Annotated in this window: 21 protein-coding genes; 8 read left to right on the top strand and 13 right to left on the bottom strand. The window is 73.1% G+C overall.

What is annotated here, in order from left to right; translation table 11 throughout:
* Positions 1 to 20: 20 nt before the first annotated feature.
* The 3 genes from lepB to ITJ55_RS11110 all read right to left on the bottom strand — a co-directional run bounded on the left by lepB (position 21) and on the right by ITJ55_RS11110 (position 2,628).
* Positions 21 to 656, bottom strand: coding sequence for a signal peptidase I (gene lepB / locus ITJ55_RS11120; RefSeq protein WP_370544132.1), 636 nt, complete (start codon positions 654 to 656; stop codon positions 21 to 23).
* A 106-nt stretch (positions 657 to 762) separates the two neighbouring features.
* The gene (locus tag ITJ55_RS11115; protein ID WP_194595387.1) at positions 763 to 1,680 is read right to left on the bottom strand and encodes an oxygenase MpaB family protein; all 918 of its coding nucleotides are present in this window, start codon (positions 1,678 to 1,680) and stop codon (positions 763 to 765) included.
* Between the two features lie 129 nt (positions 1,681 to 1,809).
* Entirely contained in the window at positions 1,810 to 2,628 is an 819-nt protein-coding gene (locus ITJ55_RS11110) for an SDR family oxidoreductase (RefSeq protein ID WP_370544131.1), read from the bottom strand.
* A 124-nt stretch (positions 2,629 to 2,752) separates the two neighbouring features.
* On the opposite strand from ITJ55_RS11110, the gene ITJ55_RS11105 reads away from it, so the two are divergent.
* Positions 2,753 to 4,435 carry a long-chain-fatty-acid--CoA ligase gene (locus ITJ55_RS11105; protein WP_194595386.1) on the top strand — a complete coding sequence of 561 codons (1,683 nt, stop codon included), beginning with the start codon at positions 2,753 to 2,755 and terminating at the stop codon, positions 4,433 to 4,435.
* Between the two features lie 80 nt (positions 4,436 to 4,515).
* On the opposite strand, the gene ITJ55_RS11100 is transcribed toward ITJ55_RS11105, so the two are convergent.
* From ITJ55_RS11100 to ITJ55_RS11065, 8 genes are all read right to left on the bottom strand, one after another.
* A complete protein-coding gene (locus ITJ55_RS11100) occupies positions 4,516 to 4,971 on the bottom strand; it encodes an SRPBCC family protein (RefSeq protein WP_194595385.1) in 456 nt (151 codons plus the stop codon).
* An 88-nt stretch (positions 4,972 to 5,059) separates the two neighbouring features.
* On the bottom strand, positions 5,060 to 6,523 hold the full coding sequence (locus ITJ55_RS11095) for an NAD(P)/FAD-dependent oxidoreductase (RefSeq protein ID WP_194595384.1): 1,464 nt from the start codon (positions 6,521 to 6,523) through the stop codon (positions 5,060 to 5,062).
* Positions 6,520 to 7,530 (bottom strand): SDR family oxidoreductase, encoded by a 1,011-nt coding sequence (locus ITJ55_RS11090; RefSeq protein ID WP_194595383.1) that lies wholly within the window; start codon positions 7,528 to 7,530, stop codon positions 6,520 to 6,522. Before ITJ55_RS11090 ends, ITJ55_RS11095 begins: the two co-directional genes overlap by 4 nt.
* A 121-nt stretch (positions 7,531 to 7,651) precedes the next feature.
* A complete protein-coding gene (locus tag ITJ55_RS11085) occupies positions 7,652 to 8,512 on the bottom strand; it encodes a hypothetical protein (RefSeq protein ID WP_228498121.1) in 861 nt (286 codons plus the stop codon).
* Between the two features lie 109 nt (positions 8,513 to 8,621).
* A complete protein-coding gene (locus tag ITJ55_RS11080) occupies positions 8,622 to 9,338 on the bottom strand; it encodes a DedA family protein (RefSeq protein WP_194595382.1) in 717 nt (238 codons plus the stop codon).
* A gap of 143 nt (positions 9,339 to 9,481) precedes the next feature.
* Positions 9,482 to 10,927, bottom strand: coding sequence for an MSMEG_0567/sll0787 family protein (locus ITJ55_RS11075; RefSeq protein ID WP_370544130.1), 1,446 nt, complete (start codon positions 10,925 to 10,927; stop codon positions 9,482 to 9,484).
* 1 nt (position 10,928) lies between these two features.
* Positions 10,929 to 12,002, bottom strand: a complete 1,074-nt coding sequence (locus ITJ55_RS11070) for an MSMEG_0568 family radical SAM protein (RefSeq protein ID WP_370544129.1) — start codon at positions 12,000 to 12,002, stop codon at positions 10,929 to 10,931.
* Between the two features lie 12 nt (positions 12,003 to 12,014).
* A complete protein-coding gene (locus tag ITJ55_RS11065) occupies positions 12,015 to 12,545 on the bottom strand; it encodes an MSMEG_0572/Sll0783 family nitrogen starvation response protein (RefSeq protein WP_194595381.1) in 531 nt (176 codons plus the stop codon).
* A 258-nt stretch (positions 12,546 to 12,803) separates the two neighbouring features.
* Here ITJ55_RS11065 and ITJ55_RS11060 point away from each other — a divergent pair, with 258 nt between their 5' ends.
* From ITJ55_RS11060 to ITJ55_RS11030, 7 genes are all read left to right on the top strand, one after another.
* Positions 12,804 to 13,694, top strand: coding sequence for a carbon-nitrogen hydrolase family protein (locus ITJ55_RS11060; RefSeq protein ID WP_194595380.1), 891 nt, complete (start codon positions 12,804 to 12,806; stop codon positions 13,692 to 13,694).
* 1 nt (position 13,695) lies between these two features.
* Positions 13,696 to 14,031, top strand: a complete 336-nt coding sequence (locus ITJ55_RS11055; RefSeq protein WP_228498427.1) for an MSMEG_0570 family nitrogen starvation response protein — start codon at positions 13,696 to 13,698, stop codon at positions 14,029 to 14,031.
* A gap of 32 nt (positions 14,032 to 14,063) precedes the next feature.
* Entirely contained in the window at positions 14,064 to 15,344 is a 1,281-nt protein-coding gene (locus ITJ55_RS11050; RefSeq protein WP_194595378.1) for an MSMEG_0569 family flavin-dependent oxidoreductase, read from the top strand.
* Between the two features lie 28 nt (positions 15,345 to 15,372).
* Positions 15,373 to 16,221, top strand: a complete 849-nt coding sequence (locus ITJ55_RS11045) for a carbon-nitrogen hydrolase family protein (RefSeq protein WP_194595377.1) — start codon at positions 15,373 to 15,375, stop codon at positions 16,219 to 16,221.
* Positions 16,222 to 16,246: 25 nt separating this feature from the next.
* Positions 16,247 to 17,395: an MSMEG_0565 family glycosyltransferase gene (locus ITJ55_RS11040; RefSeq protein ID WP_194595376.1), complete on the top strand. Its 1,149-nt coding sequence runs from the start codon at positions 16,247 to 16,249 to the stop codon at positions 17,393 to 17,395.
* The gene (locus tag ITJ55_RS11035; protein WP_194595375.1) at positions 17,352 to 18,854 is read left to right on the top strand and encodes an AMP-binding protein; all 1,503 of its coding nucleotides are present in this window, start codon (positions 17,352 to 17,354) and stop codon (positions 18,852 to 18,854) included. Before ITJ55_RS11040 ends, ITJ55_RS11035 begins: the two co-directional genes overlap by 44 nt.
* A gap of 67 nt (positions 18,855 to 18,921) precedes the next feature.
* Complete coding sequence (locus tag ITJ55_RS11030) at positions 18,922 to 19,248, top strand: hypothetical protein (protein ID WP_056262342.1); 327 nt, start codon at positions 18,922 to 18,924, stop codon at positions 19,246 to 19,248.
* A gap of 24 nt (positions 19,249 to 19,272) precedes the next feature.
* On the opposite strand, the gene ITJ55_RS11025 is transcribed toward ITJ55_RS11030, so the two are convergent.
* Positions 19,273 to 19,698, bottom strand: coding sequence for a DUF3054 domain-containing protein (locus ITJ55_RS11025; RefSeq protein WP_194595374.1), 426 nt, complete (start codon positions 19,696 to 19,698; stop codon positions 19,273 to 19,275).
* Between the two features lie 53 nt (positions 19,699 to 19,751).
* Positions 19,752 to 20,606: a spermidine/putrescine ABC transporter substrate-binding protein gene (locus tag ITJ55_RS11020; RefSeq protein WP_194595373.1), complete on the bottom strand. Its 855-nt coding sequence runs from the start codon at positions 20,604 to 20,606 to the stop codon at positions 19,752 to 19,754.
* Between the last annotated feature and the right edge of the window lie 57 nt (positions 20,607 to 20,663).

Here is a 20,663-nt window from a genome sequence, read left to right as displayed (position 1 = left end):
GGACCCGGGTGGCGTCCGCGTCAGAGGCGTTGCCACCGGTCGATCGGCCAGGCGACGACGAACGCGCGTCCGACGACGTCGTCCACGGGTACGAAGCCCTCGTAGGGTCCGGTCTGGTGGGCGCGCGAGTCGGCCGACCGGTCGCGGTTGTCGCCGAGCACCCAGAGCGCCCCCTCGGGCACCGTCACGTCGAAGTCGGTGGCCGAGGCCCGGGGGCCGCCGTCGACGAGCGTGAGGTACGGCTCGTCGAGCGGTTCGCCGTTGACGAGCACGTGGCCGGCGGCGTCGCAGCAGCTGACGTGGTCGCCGGGCAGCCCGATGACGCGCTTGACGAGGTCCTGACCGGCGGCGTCGCCGTAGCCGAGCCACCCGCCCGGGTCCACGAAGACGACGACGTCGCCCCGGTGCAGCGGCAGGACGCGCGGGGCGAGCTCGTTTACGAGGATGCGGTCGCCGATCATCAGCGTCTGCTCCATCGACCCCGACGGGATCGAGAAGCTGCGCACCAGGAACGCACGCACGCCCCACGACAGCAGCAGCCCGACGAGCACGATCGCCAGCAGTTCGAGCAGCCACCGTCGCGTCGCCCGGGCCGAGGAGGCGCGGGTCGCCTCGTCGTCGTCGGTCTCGTCGGCGAGGGGGCGGGCTGCGGTCACCGGCTCATCCTGCCAGCGGGTGCGCGCCCCCGCCCTCCCCGGTCAGGGGGCCGTGCGACCCCGCCGCCCGAGGGTCACGCCGCCGTGCGACGCCGCCGGGCGAGGGTCACGGTGCCGTCCAACCGATCCGGTCGAGTCGGGCGAGGGCGTGCCCCTCGGCGACCGGACGCTTGCCGAGGACTCCCCCGACCCCGGCGAGCATGGCCTGGGCGGGCGCCCGGGTCGGCAGGTCGATCGGCCCCACGTGCGGTGCCCGCAGGCCGAGCAGCTCGCGGAAGCGCGGCTGCAGGGTGCCGACGGCGCCGTTGAACAGCACCGGGTAGCCGACCTTCAGCGCGGGGAAGAGCGGCGGCCGCTTGATGAACTTCACGACGTCGTCGGTGCGGGCCGTGCGCTCGAGCACGCCCCGGCGGTCGAAGTCCATCAGCTGCTGCTGCATCTCGGCGACGCTGCGCGGCGGGTTCGGCACGCCCATCAGCTCGCCCGCCGTCGCCCATTCGCGGACGTACGCGTCGGGCCCACCGGGGACGGGCTCGCGACCCCACTCGAGGTAGGCGGCCAAGAAGGAGTCGGCGAACGCCATGTGCACCCAGCTGAGCAGCTCGGGGTCGTTCGCGGCGTAGTCGTGGCTCACGCCGTTCCGGTCCTCGTAGCTGCCGACCACCTTGGTGTGCAGGCGCGACACCCAGTTCGACGCGTGGGTGGCGGCCTCGCGGCTGCCGTACGAGACGGTGTAGATCCAGCGGATCGTGCCGGCCAGGCGCCCGAGCGGGTCCTCGCGGAAGCGCGAGTGGTCGTGGACGCCGGCGAGGGCTCCCGGGTGCAAGGCCTGCACCAGCAGGGCGCGGACCCCGGCCGGGATCGTCGACATGGCACCGTGGACGGCCCAGACCGCCGACCCGGGCAGGAAGAACCCCTCGTCGTCGCCCTTCTCGAGGTCGGTGACCCACTCGGGCGTGCCCGTGTACTGACCGTTGAAGGTGTACTGCAGACGGGCGCGGAGCGGTTCGGTCAGAGCGGGCATGACTCGATCATGCGCCGCGGAAGCTGGACGCTCGCGGCAGGCGGGGCGGGCCGTCCTGACGGACGGACGCCGCGCCTCCTGCGCCCGGGGCGGGGGCAGTAGGCGCGGCGTGCGTGCCGCGGACCGGCGTCAGTTCCCGTGCGCCTCGATCGAGACGGGCTGCCACTCGTTCCAGGTCGCGAGACGCGACTCGTAGTCCTTCGTCGCGATCTCGAGCGGTGCCTTGCCGAAGAAGATGCGCAGCGGCGGCTCGTCGGCGTCGACGACCTTGAGGATCGCGCCGCGGGTGGCCGTCGGGTCGCCGGGGTCGGCGGCCGAGGGGCGCTTCGACGCGGCCTCGCGCACCTCGGCGTAGGCCTCGAGCTCGTCGCTGCGCGAGGCGGAAGGCCCCGACCAGTCGGTCGAGAAGCCACCGGGCTCGACGAGGGTCACCTTGATGCCGAAGCCGGCGACCTCTTGCGCGAGCGACTGGCTGAAGCCCTCGAGGCCCCACTTCGACGCGTGGTAGATGCCGACCGTCGGGAAGGCACTGATGCCGCCGATGCTCGACACCTGGACGATGTGACCCGAACCCTGTTCGCGCATGATCGGCAGGGCGGCCTGCGACACCCAGAGGGCGCCGAACAGGTTCGTCTCGATCTGCGCACGGGCCTCGTCCTCGGTGATCTCCTCGATCATGCCGAAGTGGCCGAAGCCGGCGTTGTTGATGACGACGTCCAGGCGGCCGAAGTGCTCGGCGGCCCGCTTCACCGCCTCGACGTCGGCCTCGCGGTCGTTCACGTCGAGCTGGATGGGGAGGAAGGCGTCGCCGTACGCGTCCACCAGGGGCGTGACGTCGTCGATGTTCCGTGCGGTGCCCGCGACCTTGTCGCCGCGCTCGAGGGCCGCTTCGGCCCACTCGCGGCCGAAGCCCTTGGATGCACCGGTGATGAACCAGACCTTGCTCACGATGTGTCGTTCCTCTCTTCGTGATGTCGAGGACCATGCTGCGCCGCGCCTCCCGGGACGTGGTCAGGCTGCCAGCCCGCATCGAGCCGACGGGGTACGCCCGGCGGGTCGATAGAGTGGCCCGGTGACCACCGACAGCGCTCGTCCCTGGCTCGACTCCTACGCACCCGGCGTGCCGCACGACCTCGAACCGGTCGACGGCTCTCTGCTCGACCTCGTCGAGGCCTCCGCGGCGAGGTACCCGAAGGCGGTGGCGCTCGAGTTCTTCGGGTCGACCACGACGTACTCCGAGCTCGTCGACCAGATCTCACGGGCGGCCGAGGGCCTCCGCAAGCTCGGCGTCGGGCACGGCGACACCGTCGCCATCGTGCTGCCGAACGGCCCGCAGCACGTCGTCGCCTTCTACGCGGTGCTCCGCCTCGGGGCGATCGTGGTCGAGCACAACCCGCTCTACACGCCGCGCGAGCTGCGCCACCAGTTCGAGGACCACGGCGCGAAGGTCGCCATCGCCTGGAACAAGGTGGTCGAGACGATCCAGGCGTTCCCGGCCGACGTCGCCGTCGAGCACCTGGTCTCGGTCGACGTCACCCGGGCCATGCCGTTCGCCACGCGCGCGGCCCTCGCCCTGCCGATCAAGAAGGCCCGCGAGTCGCGCGACCGGCTGACGACCACCGTGTCGGGCACCACCCCGTGGGAGAAGGTCGTCGGCTCGTCGCGCATCAAGGCGAAGCACCCCCGTCCGGCCACCGACGACCTCGCGGTCATCCAGTACACGTCCGGCACGACGGGCACGCCGAAGGGCGCGCAGCTGACGCACCACAACCTGCTCGCGAACGCCGCCCAGGCGCAGGCCTGGGTCCCCACCATCGAACGCGGCACCTGCGTCGTCTACGCGGTGCTGCCGATGTTCCACGCCTACGGCCTCACGCTCTGCCTCACCTTCGCCATGAGCATGGGGGCGCGCCTCGTGCTGTTCCCGGCCTTCGACCCGGCCCTGGTGCTCAAGGTGATGAAGAAGCACCCGCCGACCTTCCTGCCCGCCGTGCCGCCGATCTACGCCCGCCTGCAGAAGGCCGCCGACGACGCCCGGGTGTCGCTGAAGGGCGTCGACGTCGCCATCTCGGGTGCCATGCCGCTCTCGGCCGACGTCGTCGAGCCGTGGGAGGCCGAGTCCGGCGGTTGGCTCGTCGAGGGCTACGGGCTGTCGGAGTGCTCACCCGTGCTGATGGCGAACCCCGTCGGGCCCACGCGGCGCGCCGGCACGGTCGGACTGCCCCTACCGGGCACCGAGGTGAGGGTCGTCGACCCCGAGAACCCCACGGTCGACGTGCCCGCCGGCGAACGCGGCGAACTGATCGTGCGCGGCCCCCAGGTCTTCAGCGGCTACTACCGCAAGCCGAAGGAGTCGGGCGAGGTGTTCGTCGACGGCGACTGGTTCCGCACCGGCGACATCGTGACGATCGACGACGACGGCTTCGTGCGCATCGTCGACCGCATCAAAGAGCTGATCATCACCGGCGGGTTCAACGTCTCGCCGTCCGAGGTCGAAGAGGTGCTCACCCGATTCGAGGGCGTGGCCGAGGCGGCCGTCGTCGGACTGCCCACCCCCGGCGGCGAGCAGGTGGCCGCCGCGATCGTCACCAAGCCCGGCGCCCACGTCGACGTCGCGGCCCTGCGCACCTTCGCCCGCGGGCACCTCACGCCGTACAAGGTGCCGCGACGCATCGTCGTCGTCGACGATCTGCCCAAGTCGCTGATCGGCAAGGTGCTGCGGCGCAAGGTGCGCGACTCGCTCGCCGAGCGCTGAGACCGCACCCGCGCCTCCTCGGCCGCATCGGCACGGAGGCGCGGGTGGCGTCCTGCGACGCGGGGCCGAGGAGGCGCGGGTCAGCTGGGCGAGACGCGGTCGGTCACGCGTCCCTCGGCCAGCCAGGCCAGGCGCTGCAGCGCCTCTTTGTTGCGCCAGTGCAGCGGAGGGTCGAGCAGGGGCTTCGGCACCAGCCGCCCGGGGCCCGCGACGGCGTACTCGGTCATCGAGACGAAGCAACCGCCCATGCGGTTGCGCACGTCGATCTCGATGCGAGCCTCGCCCATCGGCCAGCCCTTGGCGTGGAACACGGCCCGGACGGGAGGGTCCCACTCGAGGATCGTCGTGACGTCGTCGACGACGAGTGGCCAGACGCCGAAGGAGTGGTGGATGGACGCCTCGACGCTCGGCCAGGTCAGGTCGACGTCACGGATGCGCGCCGACCCGACGACCCAGCTCGGGAAGAGCCAGCCGTCGCTCAGCACGTCGAAGACGTCGTGGGGGGAGGCCTCGATGAAACGGTGCGTCGTGCTCATCCGTCGATCCTGGCAGTGAACCGGTCGGTCCGCGAACGGGTCTCGCCTCCGGAGGAACGACCCGCCACGGCAGGACGCGCCGTCGCGGTCAGGCGTCGACGCCCAGGTAGGGCAGCCGGTCGATGCCGAACTCGTTCTTCAGGGCGCTGCGGGCGGCGTAGGCACCGCCGAGGCCGTGCACCGACGGACCGGGAGGCGTCGACGACGAGCACAGGTAGATGCCGGGGGTGGGCGTCCGCCACGGCTCGCTCGACAGCGTCGGACGCGCGGCGAGCTGCCACACGCTCGGAGCCCCCGAGGCGATGTCGCCGCCGACGTAGTTCGGGTCGTGCTCCTCGAGCTCGACGGCCGTCCGGCTGTGCGTCGCGAGGATCGTGTCACGGAACCCGGGGGCGAAGCGTTCGATGCCGGCGATGACGGTCTCGGTCTGGTCGACCGTGGACCCGCGGGGCACGTGGGTGTAGGCCCAGAGCGACTGCTGCCCCTCGGGCGCCCGCGTGCCGTCGACGACGCCGGCCTGGGCGACCAGCACGTAGGGCGTCCGCGCGTGACGGCCCGAGGCGACGTCGTGCTCGCCCGAGGCGATCTCGGCCCGCGTCCCGCCGAGGTGCAGGGTGGGGCTGCGTCGGGCCTCGTCGGCGGCCCACGGCACGGGCCCCGACAGGGCGAAGTCGACCTTGGCCGCGGCGTTGCCGTACCGGAAGCGCCGCAGCGCCCGTTCGTAGCGCGCGGGCAGTCGGCCGCCGGCGATGTCGGCGAGGGCCCGGGCGCTCGTGTCGAAGATCGTGGCGCGGGCGCGGGGCAGTTCGTCCATCGACGTGACGTCCACGCCCGTCGTGATCGTGCCTCCGTGCGCCCGGACGTCGTCGGCCATCGCGTCGACGATCGACTGGCTGCCGCCCGTGGGCACCGGCCACCCGCGCGCGTGCGCGTGCACGGCCAGGACCAGCCCGGCCGCCGAGGTGGACAGGCTGGGCATGGGCCGGATGGCGTGGGCCATCACCCCGGCGAGCATGGCGGGGGCCTCGTCACCCGAGAAGCCGGCGTTCCACCACGGGCCGCTCTGCGACAGGGCGGCGAGCCCGAAGCGGACGAGGGTCGCCGGGTCGTCGGGCACCCGGACGAGCTCGCGCATCGTGAACTTCGCCATGCGCGGCTCGCGCTCGACGAGCCCCCGCAGGAGGCGCGCCCACGCGGCCCCGTCGGCACCGAGCCCGTCGGCCGTCCGCTCGAGGTCACGGTAGGCGATGCCCGCCCGACCGCCGTCGAGCGGGTGGGCGTACGAGATCTCGGGCACCGTCAGCTCGATGCGCCGGTCGAGCTGGAAGCGCTGGAAGAACCCCGAGGCGAGCGCCATGGGGTGCACCGCCGAGCAGATGTCGTGACGGAAGCCCTGCAGCGTGGCCTCCTGGGTGCGGGCGCCGCCGCCGATCGTGTCGGCCCGTTCGACGACCTCGACGCGCAGGCCCGCACGGGCGAGCACGACCGCCGCCGCGAGCCCGTTCGGGCCCGCGCCGACGACGACGGCGTCGACCTCGGGAGCGCCGCTCACGCGCGACCGCCCCGCGTCACCCGGCCCACGACGGCGGCGGTGGCGGCCACGGCGGCCCCGAGCCCGGCACCCACGGTGAGGGCGCGGTGACGGGTGTACCAGACCTGCGGGCTCGTGCTGCGGGCGCGGTCGCTGAAGATGCCGCGGGCACCCTGGTCGCCGGCCGTGGGCTCGTAGAGGTTGTCGGGCAGCATGGGTTCGGTCTTGTCGGGCGCCTGCTGGCCCGAGTAGCCGCTCTTGGCGAGGTAGACGTCGAGGAAGTTCGCGACGAACCGGTTGCCGAGCACCGTCATGACGGTGGGTTCGCCGAGCCAGGTGCGACGACGCGGCTTGTCGGCGACGTCGGCGATGGCGTGCGCCCCGACCTCGGGCTCGAAGATCGGCGGCACCGGTTGGGGGTGCTCGGGCAGGCGCGACCGCACCCAGTTGAACTGGATCGTGTTGAGGGCCGGCATGTCGACGGTGCTGATGCGCACCGAGCTCTTGTGGTGGATCAGCTCGGTGGTGACCGACTCGGTGAACCCCTGGACGGCGTGCTTCGCCCCGCAGTACGAGGCCTGCAGCGGGATGCCGCGGTGGGCGAGGGCCGAGCCGACCTGGATCACGTGGCCGCGGTCACGGGGCACCATGCGCGACAGGGCGGCACGGGTGCCGTTGACGAAGCCGAAGTAGTTGACGGCGGTGGCGCGCTCGAAGTCGTCGGGGTCGGTCTCGAGGAACTCCCCGAACACGCCGACCATCGCGTCGTTGACCCAGAGGTCGATCGGGCCGAGCTCGGCCTCGACCCGGTCGGCGGCCGACTCGACCTGTGACCGGTCGGCCACGTCGGTCGAGATGCCGAGCGCCCGGCGCCCGGCGACCTCGACGTCGCGGACGGCCCCGTCGAGGCCGTCCTGGCCCCGGGCCAGGACCGCCACGTCCCAACCCCGTGAGGCGAGCTCTCGGACGGTGGCCCGGCCGAGACCGGCCGACCCCCCGGTGACGACGGCGACTCTGGTGCTGGTCATGGTGCTCCCTGGGCCTGGCGGCGGGTGGTGGGCGGACCCTCGACGCTAGTCCGCACCGACGGGCCCGGCCCGGGCCGACGTCCAGGTCGGGACGCCGACGTCGCCGCCGACGGCTCCGGGCTCAGATGTCGAAGTCGCCGCCGCCGAAGTCGCCGAAGCCGCCTCCGAAGTCACCGCCGCCGAAGTCTCCGCCGGTGTCGGCACCGAAGTCGCCGCCGCCGTCGCTCGCCGTCTCGGTGCCGGCGTCGGCCCCGGCGTCGGCGCCGCCGTCGCCCTCGGAACCCTGGTCGGCGCCGGCGTCGTCACCCGCGCCTCCGTCGGCCGTCGCACCCGCGTCGGGCAGGAACGCGCTCATCAGGGTCGACCCGATGACGTAACCGGCGACGGTGCCGAGGATCGACCCGCCGATGATCGAACCCATGCCGGGGCCCTGGCGCATCGGCTGACCGTTCTGGCCGACCTGCTGCGGGCCGTTCGCGCCGCCGCCGAGGGTGCGCTCGAGGGTGCCCGGGCGGCGCAGCTCGGAACGCGTCGCCGCCTGGGCGAGCGAGCCGGCGTCGTCGCCGCGCGGCGCCTCGCCGGGGCTGGACTCGGCCGTCAGCTGGTCGAAGACCAGGCGGCGCTGCTCGGGGCTGAGCTTCGCGAAGGCCTCGGCGTGCACCTGCTCGATCGTCTCGGGCGGGGCGGTCTTTAACAGGTAGCGGTAGCGCTCGACGGCGATCTCGTCGTCGCTGCGCGCGGGCCCGCCGGCCGGACCGCCCGTGGGCTGCTGGCCGTAGCCCTGCGGCTGGCCGTAGCCCTGCTGCTGTCCGTAGCCCTGCGGCTGGCCGTAGCCCTGCGGGGGCTGAGCCTGCTGCGGGGCGGCGGGCTGTTCGTAGCTCTGCTGCCCGTACTGGTAGCCCTGCGGGTAGGCCTGCTGCTGACCCTGCTGCGGCTGGCCCTGCTTCGGCTCGCGGCCGAGGAGTCGGTCGAGGAATCCCATGGCGGTGTCCTGTCGGTTCGTGTGCTCGGGGACGCACGCGTGGTGCGACGTCGGTCTGAGGCCCACGCTACGGACCGACCCGGCCCGCCGCCTGGACGCGGACGGGGCGTCAGCCGCGAACGTCCTGATCGACCGCGTCGCGGGACGCGTCGTCGACGCCGGCCCGACGGCGACGCACCGACCGGACGACGAGGAACACCACGACGCCCGCGATCGCCGCGTAGACCGCGTAGTCGAGGTACTTCGCGTACCGGTCGATGAGCTCGTACTGGGTGCCGAGCGCCGCACCCAGGCCGATCAGCAGGCCGTTCCAGATGCCGCTGCCGACGATCGTGAAGACCGAGAAGACGAGCAGGGGCATCCGCTCGGCGCCGGCGGGCAGCGAGATGAGGCTGCGGACCCCCGGGATGAACCGGCCGAAGAACACCGCCGAGCGCCCGTGCCGCTCGAACCAGCCGGCGGCCTTCTCGAAGTCGTGACGGTCGACGAGCGGCAGCTTGGACAGCCAGCGGATGCTGCGGTCGAGACCGAGGCCCACGCCGAGGCCGTAGAGCACGAGGGCGCCGAGGTACGCGCCGAGGGTGCTGAGCGCGACGAGCAGCACGATGTTCATCGATCCGGCCCCCGCGAGGAACCCGGCCAACGGCAGGATGATCTCGCTCGGGATCGGCGGGAACACCGTCTCGACGAAGGTGAGCAGGGCGACGCCCCACTCGCCCAGGGCGTCGATGATGCGGGCCGCGAACCCGACGAGGCCGTCGAGGTCGGCGACGACGTCCTGGCTCGAGGACGAGGAGGCGCGGAGGACGGAGGCGGTCGAGGTCATGGGTCCCAGGTGGTCGGTCGGGCGCTCGGGGGCGCAGCGGATCGGCAGTCCCGAGTATGGCTCGACAGCCTGCACGTCCGCCCACAACGCCGCCGTCGGCGCCGGCGACCCCTCCCCCGGAGCCCGGACGCGTCGGCCCGACGTCAGTCGGCGCGGACGGCCGGACCGAGCCCCGTGACCGCACCTCCGACGGCGGACGTGGTGACGCCGTCGGGCCAGCGGAGCCGGACCCCGCGTTCGATCGAGAGGGAGCCGACCTCGGCCGTCACCGCGTGCGGCGAGTGCATCCGCGAGGTGCCGGGCCGGTCGGCGGTGAGCATGCCGAACCCCGGAAAGCAGCCCAGCCAGTCGCCCATGGTGACGTCGACGGCCGCCGGCCCCGCGCCTCCGGGCGTCGGCACCGACGCGACGTCGACGACCGCGCCGTAGCCGCTCGCCTCGGCGAGCATGCCGACCGTGCCGACGACGCCCGCCATGCTGACGTCCTTGGCCGCGGCCGGCCTCGCCCGGGCGACGGTGCCGGCGAGGTCGCGCAGCTCGTCGCCGCGACGCCCCTCGGTCGAGTTCCATTGGGTGCCGTGGTGCCCTTCGCGCCACGAACCGGACACGTCCACCGTGAGGCTCAGGGCGTCGCCGAGACGGCCCCCGCCACCCGGCACGGGGTGGTCGGTCCGCCCGAGCGCGGTCACGCTGAGCGCGGCCGGCACCCCCACCTGCGTGTGGCCGCCGAGCAGCGGGACGCCCCAGGCCTCGGCCCCGCGGCGCAGTCCGGCCAGGACGCGACGGACGAACGCCGCGTCACGGCCACCGACCGCGTCCAGCAGGCCGACGGGGGTCGCGCCCATCGCGCTGAGGTCGTTGACGTTGACGAGCACGCCGCACCAGCCGGCCCACTCGGGATCGCGCTCGACCATCGACGGGAGGATCGCGTCGCAGGCGGCGACGACGTCGGTGCCTGGGACGGGCGCCCCGTCGTCGCCGACCCAGCCGCTCCCCCCGAGGGCACCGGTGGGTGACGAGGCCCAGGCGGTCTGTGGTTCGAGCACCGTCTCGAGCATCGACTTCGTCGCGTCGACGAGGCGCCGGTACCGGTCGATCGGCCAGCGCATGCGCAGGTGGTCGACCCCGCCGATCACGCACCGGCCCGTCGTCTGCCAGCCGAGTCGGCGGAACAGCACCGACGACCGCTCCTGCACGGTGGCGTCGAAGCGGATGACGCCGAGCTGTTCGGCGAGCGCCGACGCGGCCCGGACGAGGGCCGACCCGACGCCGAGTTCGCTGCGGGCCGCGGGCGCCACGACGAGTCGCGACCCCGTCCACCAGCCGATGTCACGGGTGCCCACCGGCGCCAGGCGGACGCCGCCGACGACCTCGGTGCCCGACCGGGCGACGAGCACGACGGTTCGCGGATCGTCGTCGAGGTCGTCGCGGTCGGTGCCGGAGAAGAGGCCCTGTTCGTCGACGAACGCGGCGCGGCGCAGCGTCCGGTAGGCGTCCAGGTCGCGCGCGTCGGCCTGCACCACGAGGAACCCGGCGGCCGGGGCCACGACCCGGGGTCCCATGAGGGCGGGCACGTCGAGCAGCGCCACGTCAGCCGCCCGCCGTCTGCAGCGCCGAGCAGGCTCCGCACGCCGCGCAGCCGGCGGTCTGGTCCGAGCCCTTCATGCCGGCGGCGATGAGGGCTTGCGAGACGCGGAACGTGACGTCGTGCAGCACGGAGCCGTGCGGTGCCGTGGCCCCGTCGACGTCGGTCGCGAGCGTGCCGCGCAAGGGGCGGAACGGCACGACGAACGGGTAGACGCCCATCTCGATCAGCTCCCGCGCACCGGCGACCATCTCGTCGGGGTCCTCGCCGAGGCCGACGAGCAGGTACGTCGACACCTGGTTGCGTCCGAACACGCGGACGGCTTCGCGCCAGGCGGCACGGTACTCGTCGAGCGAGACGCGCGACTTGCCAGGCATCCAGCGCTGCCGCACCGCGTCGTCCATCGACTCGACGTGGATGCCGATCGAGCGGGCACCGGCCTCGTACAGGTCGGTGATCGTCGAGAGGTCCCCGGGCGGTTCGCACTGCACCTGGATCTCGAGCCCGGGCACGGCGGCCTTGATCGCTCGGACGCAGCGGGCGAGGTGCCTGGCCCCCCGGTCGCGACCCTTCGACGTGCCCGTGGTCATCACCATCTGCTCGACGCCGTCGAGCCGCCAGGCGGCCTCGGCCACCTCGGCGATCATCGCCGGGGTCTTGACGGCGACGGTCGCCCCCGAGTTCAGCGACTCCTCGATCGAGCAGAACCGGCAGCGCTCGGCCTCGTCGTACCGGACGCAGGTCTGCACGACGGTCGTCGCCAGCACCTTGGCCCCGTGGAGCCGCGCGATCTTCTCGTACGACACACCGTCGGCGGTCACGAGGTCGTAGAACCGCGGCCGGTCGACCGGGGACACCTCGATGCCGGTGTCCACGCCGTCCAGCAGCAGCTTGCCGTCGTCGACGAGGTACGGGCTGTCCTGGTTCTGCGGGATCGCGGACTGCAGACCCTGGAACAGGACGTGCCCGTCGTCGCTCGGCCCCGCGCCTCCCTGTCGGTTCACGGGGGCGGCGACGCGGATGCCGCGGATGGCGACGTCGACCCGGGTCGAGAGGGTGCCACCGTTCGTGATCGTCACGGACGCACCGGCTCAGACCATGTAGGTGCTGTTGATGATGGCGCCCTTTCGGGCGTAGTGGATGACGGCGTCCTGGACGTCGAGCGGGTGGCAGGGGATGACCCCGGCGATCAGGTCCTCCTCGCGGTTGCCGTGCAGGGCCAGGCCGAAGCGGCAGCAGAAGACCGTGCCCCCCTCGGCGATGAAGGTCTCGAGCGCGTTGTTGATGTTGTTCTCGCCGGGGAACCCGTCCGCGCCGGTGGTGGGGAACCCCCGGTTCGCGATGCAGTTCATCGAGCCGGGGCCGTAGAAGTACAGCACGCTCGTGAAGCCCTTCCGCAGGGCCCTGGTCGCCTGGAGCACGGCGACGAAGCTCACCGACGACTCGTGGGCGATGCCGTGGACGAGCTGGAAGTAGTACTCGTCCGACGTGGCGGTGTAGTCGGGGAAGATCTTCGTCGATCCGTAGATGGTGCTGCCCTTCGGCAGCGACGGGTGTGCGATCTCGTTGCGGCTGGTCTCGATGTTGTCGAGGATCTGCTGGTCGAAGTCGATGTCGCTCATGGTGCGGGCTCCTTGCGGGGTCGGATGAGGAACTGCCGGTCGATCTGGCACGAGTCTTCGGTCGTCGTGTTGCCGATGGATTACGAAAGATCGTCGTTTTGTTTCGGCGCGGCTCGGCGGACCTCTCTATTGCGACCCCGGTCGGCGAAACGATCTCTTATTCCGGCGGTAACCAATCCGAAACACGTCCTGACGTTCACTTGATGCACCGCAGGCCCCTGCGCACCCCGTCCCACCGACGCACCGCAAGGAGACACGATGGCAACGACCGTCGCGGCCGTCTCGGCAAACTTCACCCGAGACCTCGACCAGAACTTCGCGCTCATCGAGAGCCTCGTCCGCGAGGCCCGTGAGGCCGGCGTCCAGCTGCTCGCCTTCCCCGAGGCCGCGATCGGCGGGTACCTCTCGTCGCTCGGCAACCACGGCGACACCCTGAAGACCACCTCGCGGTCGCTGCCCCCGGCGATCGCCCTCGACGGTCCCGAGCTGCGCCGCGTGCAGCAGATCGTCGGCGACATGGTCGTCTGCATCGGCTTCTGCGAGCTGGCCGACGACGGCGAGACGCGCTACAACGCCGCCGTCTGCCTCGACGGTTCGCGGATCTACGGCTCGTACCGCAAGGTGCACCAGCCGCTGGGCGAGGCCATGTCGTACTCGGCGGGTGACGTCTACGAGGCCTTCGACACCCCGGTCGGCCGCCTCGGCCTGCAGATCTGCTACGACAAGGCCTTCCCCGAGGCAGCCCGCTCGTCGGCGATGGACGGCGCCGAGATCATCGTCAGCATGTCGGCCTGGCCGGTCGCGCGCACGGCCACCGCCGAGAACCTCCAGGACGACCGCTGGACCTACCGGTTCAACCTGTTCGACACGGCCCGCGCCCTCGACAACCAGGTCTTCTGGATCGCCTCGAACCAGGCCGGCACCTTCGGCTCGCTCCGCTACGTCGGCAACGCCAAGGTCGTCGACCCCGGGGGCAACGTGCTCGCCACGACCCTGCTCGACGCGGGCCTCGCCGTTGCCGAGATCGACGTCGAGGGCACCTTCCGCGCGATGCGCGGCGGCATGTTCCACCTGCGCGACCGCCGCCCCGACGCCTATCGCACCGGCGAGGCCGAAGCCGCACCCGAGAGGAGCCTGGCCCGTGCCTGAGATGACGTTCCGGGTGCGCTGGCCCGACGGCAGCGAGACCTCGTGCTACTCACCCAGCCTCGTGGTGCACGACCACCTCGTCACCGGCGCCGAGTACCCGCTCGCCGAGTTCGTCGACCGCTCGACGACTGCCCTCCGGCTCGCGAGCGAGCGGGTCTCCGCCGCCTACGGCTTCGCCTGCACGTCGGCGATGCACCAGGAAGCCGAGATCGTCGCGGCGGCGGCGACGCACCGAGGAGGCGCGGTGCGGGTCCTCGAGATGCACCCACCGCTGCCGGCGCTCGCGACCGCGCCCGCGCCTCCTGCGTCCGCCGCCTCGACGGGGCCCGCCTCGTGACGGCGCCGCGCCGCGTCGTCGACGGGACGCACGTGTCCGTGGCCGTCGTCGGCGGCGGCCAGGCGGGCCTGTCGGTCAGCTGGCACCTCACCCGGCGGGGCGTCGACCACGTCGTGCTCGAACGCGACACGGTCGCGCACGACTGGCTCGACCGCCGCTGGGACGCCTTCACGCTGGTCACGCCGAACTGGCAGTGCGTGCTGCCCGGCCACGCCTACGACGGTGACGACCCGGACGGTTTCATGCGCCGCGACGAGGTGCACGCCTGGCTCCGCCGCTACGCCGACGAGTCCGGCGCCCCCGTCGTCGAGGGCGTCCTCGTCACGCGGCTGCGCGAGGCGGCCGGCGGCGGCTTCGAGGTCGTGACCGACCAGGGCACCCTCCTCGCCGACCAGGTCGTCGTCGCCACCGGCGGTTACCACCGCCCCGTGCTGCCCGCCGTGGCCGCCGGGGTCTCGGCGGACGTCGTCCAGCTGCACTCCGCCGACTACCGGTCGCCCGACGCGCTGCCCGACGGTGACGTGCTCGTCGTCGGCTCCGGCCAGTCGGGCGCCCAGATCGCCGAGGACCTGCACCTCGCCGGCCGGCGCGTCCACCTCGCCCTGGGCTCAGCCCCGCGTTGCGCCCGGTTCTACCGCGGCCGCGACTGCATCGCCTGGCTGAGCGACATGGGCGTCTACGACGTGCCCGTGCACGCCCAGGTCGGCGGGTTGACGAAGCGCGAGTCGACCAACCACTACATGACCGGGCGCGACGGCGGACGCGACATCGACCTGCGCGCCTTCGCGCTCGAGGGCATGCGGCTCTACGGCAGGCTCACCGCGGCCGAGGGCACGAGCCTGACCTTCAGTCCGACCGCCGAGGCCTCGCTCGACCACGCCGACTCGGTGATGGAGTCGATCAAGGACGACATCGACCGCCACATCGACCGCACCGGCGTCGACGCCCCGACCGAGCCGCGGTACGTGCCCGTCTGGCGGCCGGAGCGCGAGGTCACCGACCTCGACCTGCGCGGCTCCGGCATCACGAGCATCGTCTGGTCGGCGGGGTTCCGCAGCGACTACTCGTGGGTGCAGGTCGGGGTCTTCGACGGTGCCGGCCACCCCACCCACCAGCGGGGCGTGACCACCACGGCGGGGTTGTACTTCGTCGGCTTGCCCTGGCTCAACACCTGGGGCTCCGGGCGGTTCGAGGCGATCGCCCGGGACGCCGAGCACGTCGCCGACGGCATCGCGGCGCGGTCGGGTCGACCGCTCGTGACCGACGGCGCCGCGCCCCGGGGCGTCGCGCCCGAGGGTGCCGTCGCCCGGTGAGACGGCGCGGCCGGACTAGCCTGTGCCCATGGCCGAGATCACGATGGGCGCCGTCGCCGCCCACTTCGGTCGCGACGTCGAGCGCACCCTCGCGAAACTGCCCGGCGTGATCGAGCAGGCCCGAGAGCGCGGCGTCGACCTGCTCGTGCTGCCCGACGCGACCGTCGGCGGCTACCTGCTCGACCTCGTGCACCCCGGCCCCGAGGCGTTGCCCCCGGCGGTCGAGATGGACGGGCCGGAGGTCCGGGCCGTGGCCGACCTGGCCGGCGACATGACGATCTGCTTCGGCGTCGCCGAACGAGAGCTCGCCGACGGCGAGGACGTCCGGTACAACAGCGCCGTCTGCGTCCAGGGCGGTCGGGTCCTCGGCACGCACCGCAAGGTGCACCTGCCGCTCGGCGAGTCGGAGGCCTACCGGGCGGGGTCCTCCTTCGAGCCGTTCGACACCCCCGTCGGTCGGCTCGGCATGATGATCGACTTCGACAAGACCTTCCCCGAGTCGTCGCGGACCCTCGCCCTCGGCGGCGCCGTGATCCTCGCCTGTCTCAGCGCGTGGCCGGCCAGCGTCACCGATCGCTCCGACCGACTGCGCAACGATCGGCAGGCCCACCTCTTCGACCTCTACGACTGTGCCCGGGCCGCCGAGAACCAGCTCTACCTCGTCTCGTCGAACCAGACGGGGGTGCTCGGGGGGTTGAGGTTCCTCGGCCAGGCCAAGGTCGTCGACCCGGCCGGCGAGATCGTCGCCAAGACCTGGGCGAAGGGCGGGCTCGCCGTCGCCACGGCCGACGTGGCCGGCGACGTCGCCCGAGCCCGCCGCACGATGGACCACCTGCGACAGCGCGCACCGAGCACCTACGCCGTCGACCCCCGCTGATCCGCCCACGACCCCGAGGAGCTCCGTGCGCATCGCCCAGGTCACCTACTCGACGAAACCGCGCGGCGGCGTCGTGCACACGCTCGCCCTGTCCGAGGCCCTCGCCCGACGCGGGCACGACGTGACGGTCTGGACCCTCGGGCGCGGTGGTGACCGGGCGTTCTTCCGCCGGGTCGACCCCGCCGTCTCGATCAGGGTCGTGCCGTTCGAGGCACGCGACGACGAGTCGGTCGGCGACCGCATCCAGCGGTCGATCGAGACGATGCGCGCCGCCTTCGCCCGCGCTCGCGAGGACGAGCCGTACGACGTGGTGCACGCCCAGGACTGCATCTCGGCGAACGCCGTCGGCCCGTGCGTCCGGACGATCCACCACCTCGACGAGTTCACGACACCCCAGCTCGTGCGCTGCCACGACGAGGCCGTCCGCCGACCGCTCGCCCGCATCTGCGTCTCGGCCGCCGTCGCCGCCGACGTCGAGGCCGGGTGGGGGCTGACGCCCACGGTGATCCCCAACGGCGTCGACTCGGCCCGCTTCGCCACCGCCGCGGGGCCGGCCGGGGGGGACGCCCGCGAGCGCTGGCACGAACGGCTCGGCGTCTACGTGCTGGCCCTCGGGGGCATCGAACCCCGCAAGGGCAGCCTCGACCTCGTCGAAGTGTACGCACGGTTGCGACGTCGCCGGCCCGACGTCCGCCTGGTCTTCGGTGGCGGTGAGACCCTGTTCGACTACCGGGCGTACCGGGCCGCCGTCGACGCCCGCGTCGCCGAGCTCGGCCTCGACCCGGTGCTGCTCGGCGTGGTCGACGACGACGAGCTGCCCTCGCTCGTCGCGGCGGCCGGGGCGCTCGCCTTCGTGTCGACGAAGGAGGGCTTCGGGCTCGCCGCGATGGAGGCCCTCGCCGCGGGCGTGCCCGTCGTCGCCCGCGACCTGCCCGTCCTGCGGGAGGTCTTCGGCCCGTCGGTCGCCTACGCGACCGACGTCGCCACGATCGAGGAGGCGCTGGTCGCCGCCCTGGACGGCTCCGGTCCCCCCGCCGCCGCCGGTCGCGCCCTCGCCGCGTCGCACGACTGGGACGACGTCGCTCGGCTGCACGAACGCTTCTACGCCGCCGTCGGAGAGGAGGGCGACCGTGGTCAGGCAGTCGATCTCGCGCATCGTCTCGGGTCTCGCTGACGCCGAGCCGGGCCGCGTGGTGGCCCGCGACGACACGGGGACGCTGACGGCGGGTGGACTGGACCGCGCCTCCCGGGTCCTGGCCCGGGCCTACCTGGCCCTCGGCGTCGGGCGGGACTCGCTGGTGACGGTCTCGTTGCCGAACACGCTCGAGATGGTCGTGGTCTGCGCCGCCGTGTGGAGGTGCGGCGCCACCCCGCACCCGGTCCCCCGCGGGCTCGACGCCGACGAACGGGCCGAACTGGAGGCGCTGGCACGGCCGGCCCTCGTGGTCGGCGTCCGGTCGGCGTCGGCCGACGTCCCCTGGCTGCCGGAGGGCTGGACGCCCCCACCGGTCGGCGACGCCGACCCGGTGGCGCCCCTGCCCGACGCCTGGGCCACGAGCTGGAAGGCGCCGGCCTCGTCGGGCTCGACCGGCCGCCCGAAGGTCGTCCTGGCCGCCGCGCCGGCCCTGCTCGACCCCGACCTGCCCGTGACGTCGTTCCTGCCCCGCGAGCAGGTGCAGCTCGTCACCGGGCCCCTGACCCACTCGGCCGTCTTCACGTACGCGTTCCGCGGCCTGCTGACCGGCCACGAGCTCGTGCTGCTGCCCCGCTTCGACGAGCGGCGGGTGCTGCGGGCGATCGCCGACCACCGCGTCACCTGGACGATGCTCGTGCCGACCATGATGCACCGACTGCTGCGCCTGCCCGAGGCGGAACGGTCCGCGGCCGACCTGTCGTCGCTCGAGACCGTCGTCCACCTCGGCGCCCCGTGCGCCCCCGGACTCAAGCGGCGCTTCCTCGACTGGGTCGGGCCCGAGCGGGTCGTCGAGGTGTACGCCGGCAGCGAGTCGAACGGCGTGCTGACCATCCGTGGCGACGAATGGCTCGAGCACCCGGGCAGCGTCGGGCGGCCGACCGACGGCACGCGGGTGGCCGTGCGGTCGCCCGAGGGCGTCGACCTGCCGCCCGGTGAGGTCGGCCAGGTCTGGCTGCACCGCGAAGGGGGGCCCACCTACCGCTACCTCGGGGGTCGTTCGGCGCGCACGGCGGACGGGTGGGACACCCTCGGCGACCTCGGCCGGCTGGACGCCGAGGGGTACCTCGTCGTCGTCGACCGGGCCGACGACGTCATCCTCCGCGGAGGCGTCACCGTGCACCCGGCCGAGGTGGAACGGGTGCTCGAGGCGCATCCGGCCGTTCGCAGCGCCGTCGCGTTCGGGGTCGCGGACGACGACCTGGGGCAGCGCGTCGAGGCCGTGGTCGACGTCGCCGGGGCTGCCGTCGACCCCGGCGACGTCATGGCCTGGGCCCGGGACCGCCTCGACGACTCGCGACGACCGACCTCGGTGCTCGTGGTCCACGAGCCCGTGCGCGGCGACGCCGGCAAGACCCGGCGCCGGGCCTGGGCCGCCCGGGTGACGGCCGGCACGCCCGGTGAGGGCACGTCACCGGACGCCGGCTCGGGGAATGCCTGATCGCACGGTACATTGACCTGAGTCGGCCTCGTCGCCGGCACCGGACACCCACACGAATCAGGACCCCATGGGATCGCTCATCTACGGCACGTCGGGCATCGAGGTCGAGTTCGACGACCGCGTGCTCGAACACCTCCAGATCGTCATCGCGACCAAGCTGAGACGTCGTGAGTCGTTCTTCTTCTCGTGGCGCGACACGCAGAAGGTCGGTGACGGTCGCAGCAGCATCTGGCTCGACGCGGGCATCCCGCTCTACTTCAAGTACTCGGGCGGCCGGGTGCCCTCGATCAACCGCGACTGGCTCAGCGAGCTGACCGCCTCGTCGAACAGCTCGTCCGGCCTCGTGCTCACCGACGAACCCAGCCTCGACAACAGCACCAAGCGCCGGGGCTGACCCGCACCGGTCGCCGATACGGCCTCAGGCCCGGCGTGTCCGCATTCGTCGCACGAGAGCGACGACGGCCCGCCAGCCGACGACGAAGACGCCGAGCACCACGATCGTGACGATCACGAAGCTGACCTGCACCCCCTGGCCGGCGACCACGCGCAGCAGCACCCCGATCACGGCGGTCGAGACCCAGACGACGGCGCCCGCGCGCACGCTCGCCAGCGGCCATCGGACGCCGGTCACGCTCGCCCAGCCGACGACCGCGCCGACGACGAAGGGCCAGAGCGTGCCGAGCAGGCCCGGCAGGTCGAGCCCCTCGGCGTGACTGCGGCGCCCGATCACGACGAAGGCCAGCACGGCGACGAGGTCCACGACGACCGGCCACCAGGCCGGTGCGGCAGCCGCTCGCCGAGCCGGACTCGGGGTCGGACTCGGGGTCGGGGTCTGACGGGTCATGTCGGGGTCCTCTCGGGGCGTCGGCACCCGGAGTCGATCGGTGGTGGCCCGGTTCAGCGGGACCGCGGCTGCTCGAGTGCGCGCGACAACTCTGCCAGGAGTTCGTCCACCTGCGGAGCCACCAGACGGTCGATCGCCTCGGCGATGCGCGGGCGGTGCTCGACGAGGGCGAGGCAGAGGCTCGTGCCGACGGCCTCGGCGTGGTCCCCCGCCAGCGCGATCTCGCGGCGCAGGGCGGCCTTGGCCTCGTCCGAATACTCGGGCTCGGCCGGCGACCCGGCCTGCGGCTGCTCGACCGGCTCGGGCGCGGCCGGTTCGGGCGCGACCGGCTCGGGCACGACCGGCTCGGGGGTCACGACCGACGCCGCGGAGTCCGGCGACACGAGCCAGCCGTCCAGGTCGTCCAGATCGAAGAGCGCGTCGGCGTCGTCGAGCCGCGGTACCGCACCCGCGGGCTCCGCACCCACGACGGTCGGGTCGGGTGGGACCACGCCGTCGTCCGAGGGCGTCCCCGCGAGACCGGCGAGGGTGAAGAGGAACGGCTGACCCGGTTCGGGCTCGGGGTCGAGGTCGAGACCCTGGAACTCGGGATCGAGACCCTGGTCGGGTCGGTAGCCCCGCGCCTCCTGGGCCTCGGCGAGGCGGAGTTCGCGCGTGACCAGCGGCAGGTTGCGAGCGGTGTACTCGTCGACGTCGTCGTCGACGATCTGCCGCAGGCGGTTCAGCAACGCGTGCTGCACCGCGTGGGGCACGTCGTGGTCGAAGCCGGCGGCGGTGGCGACGGGCGACCCGAGGCACACCCGACAGGGCCGGGTCCGCCCGCGAGCGGTGCCGACGTGCCAGCGGGGCAGCCAGCGCAGCCAGGCGTCCACGGCCGAGCTGACGCGTCCCTCGATCTGCTCGGCCATGACGTCGAATCTAGGGCGAAACCGCGCCGGCGTCCCGACACGCCCGGGCGATTCTCG

The organism is Frigoribacterium sp. VKM Ac-1396 (assembly GCF_015350895.1).
Classification (GTDB): domain Bacteria; phylum Actinomycetota; class Actinomycetes; order Actinomycetales; family Microbacteriaceae; genus Frigoribacterium.
This window is presented reverse-complemented; position numbering and strand designations above follow the sequence as displayed.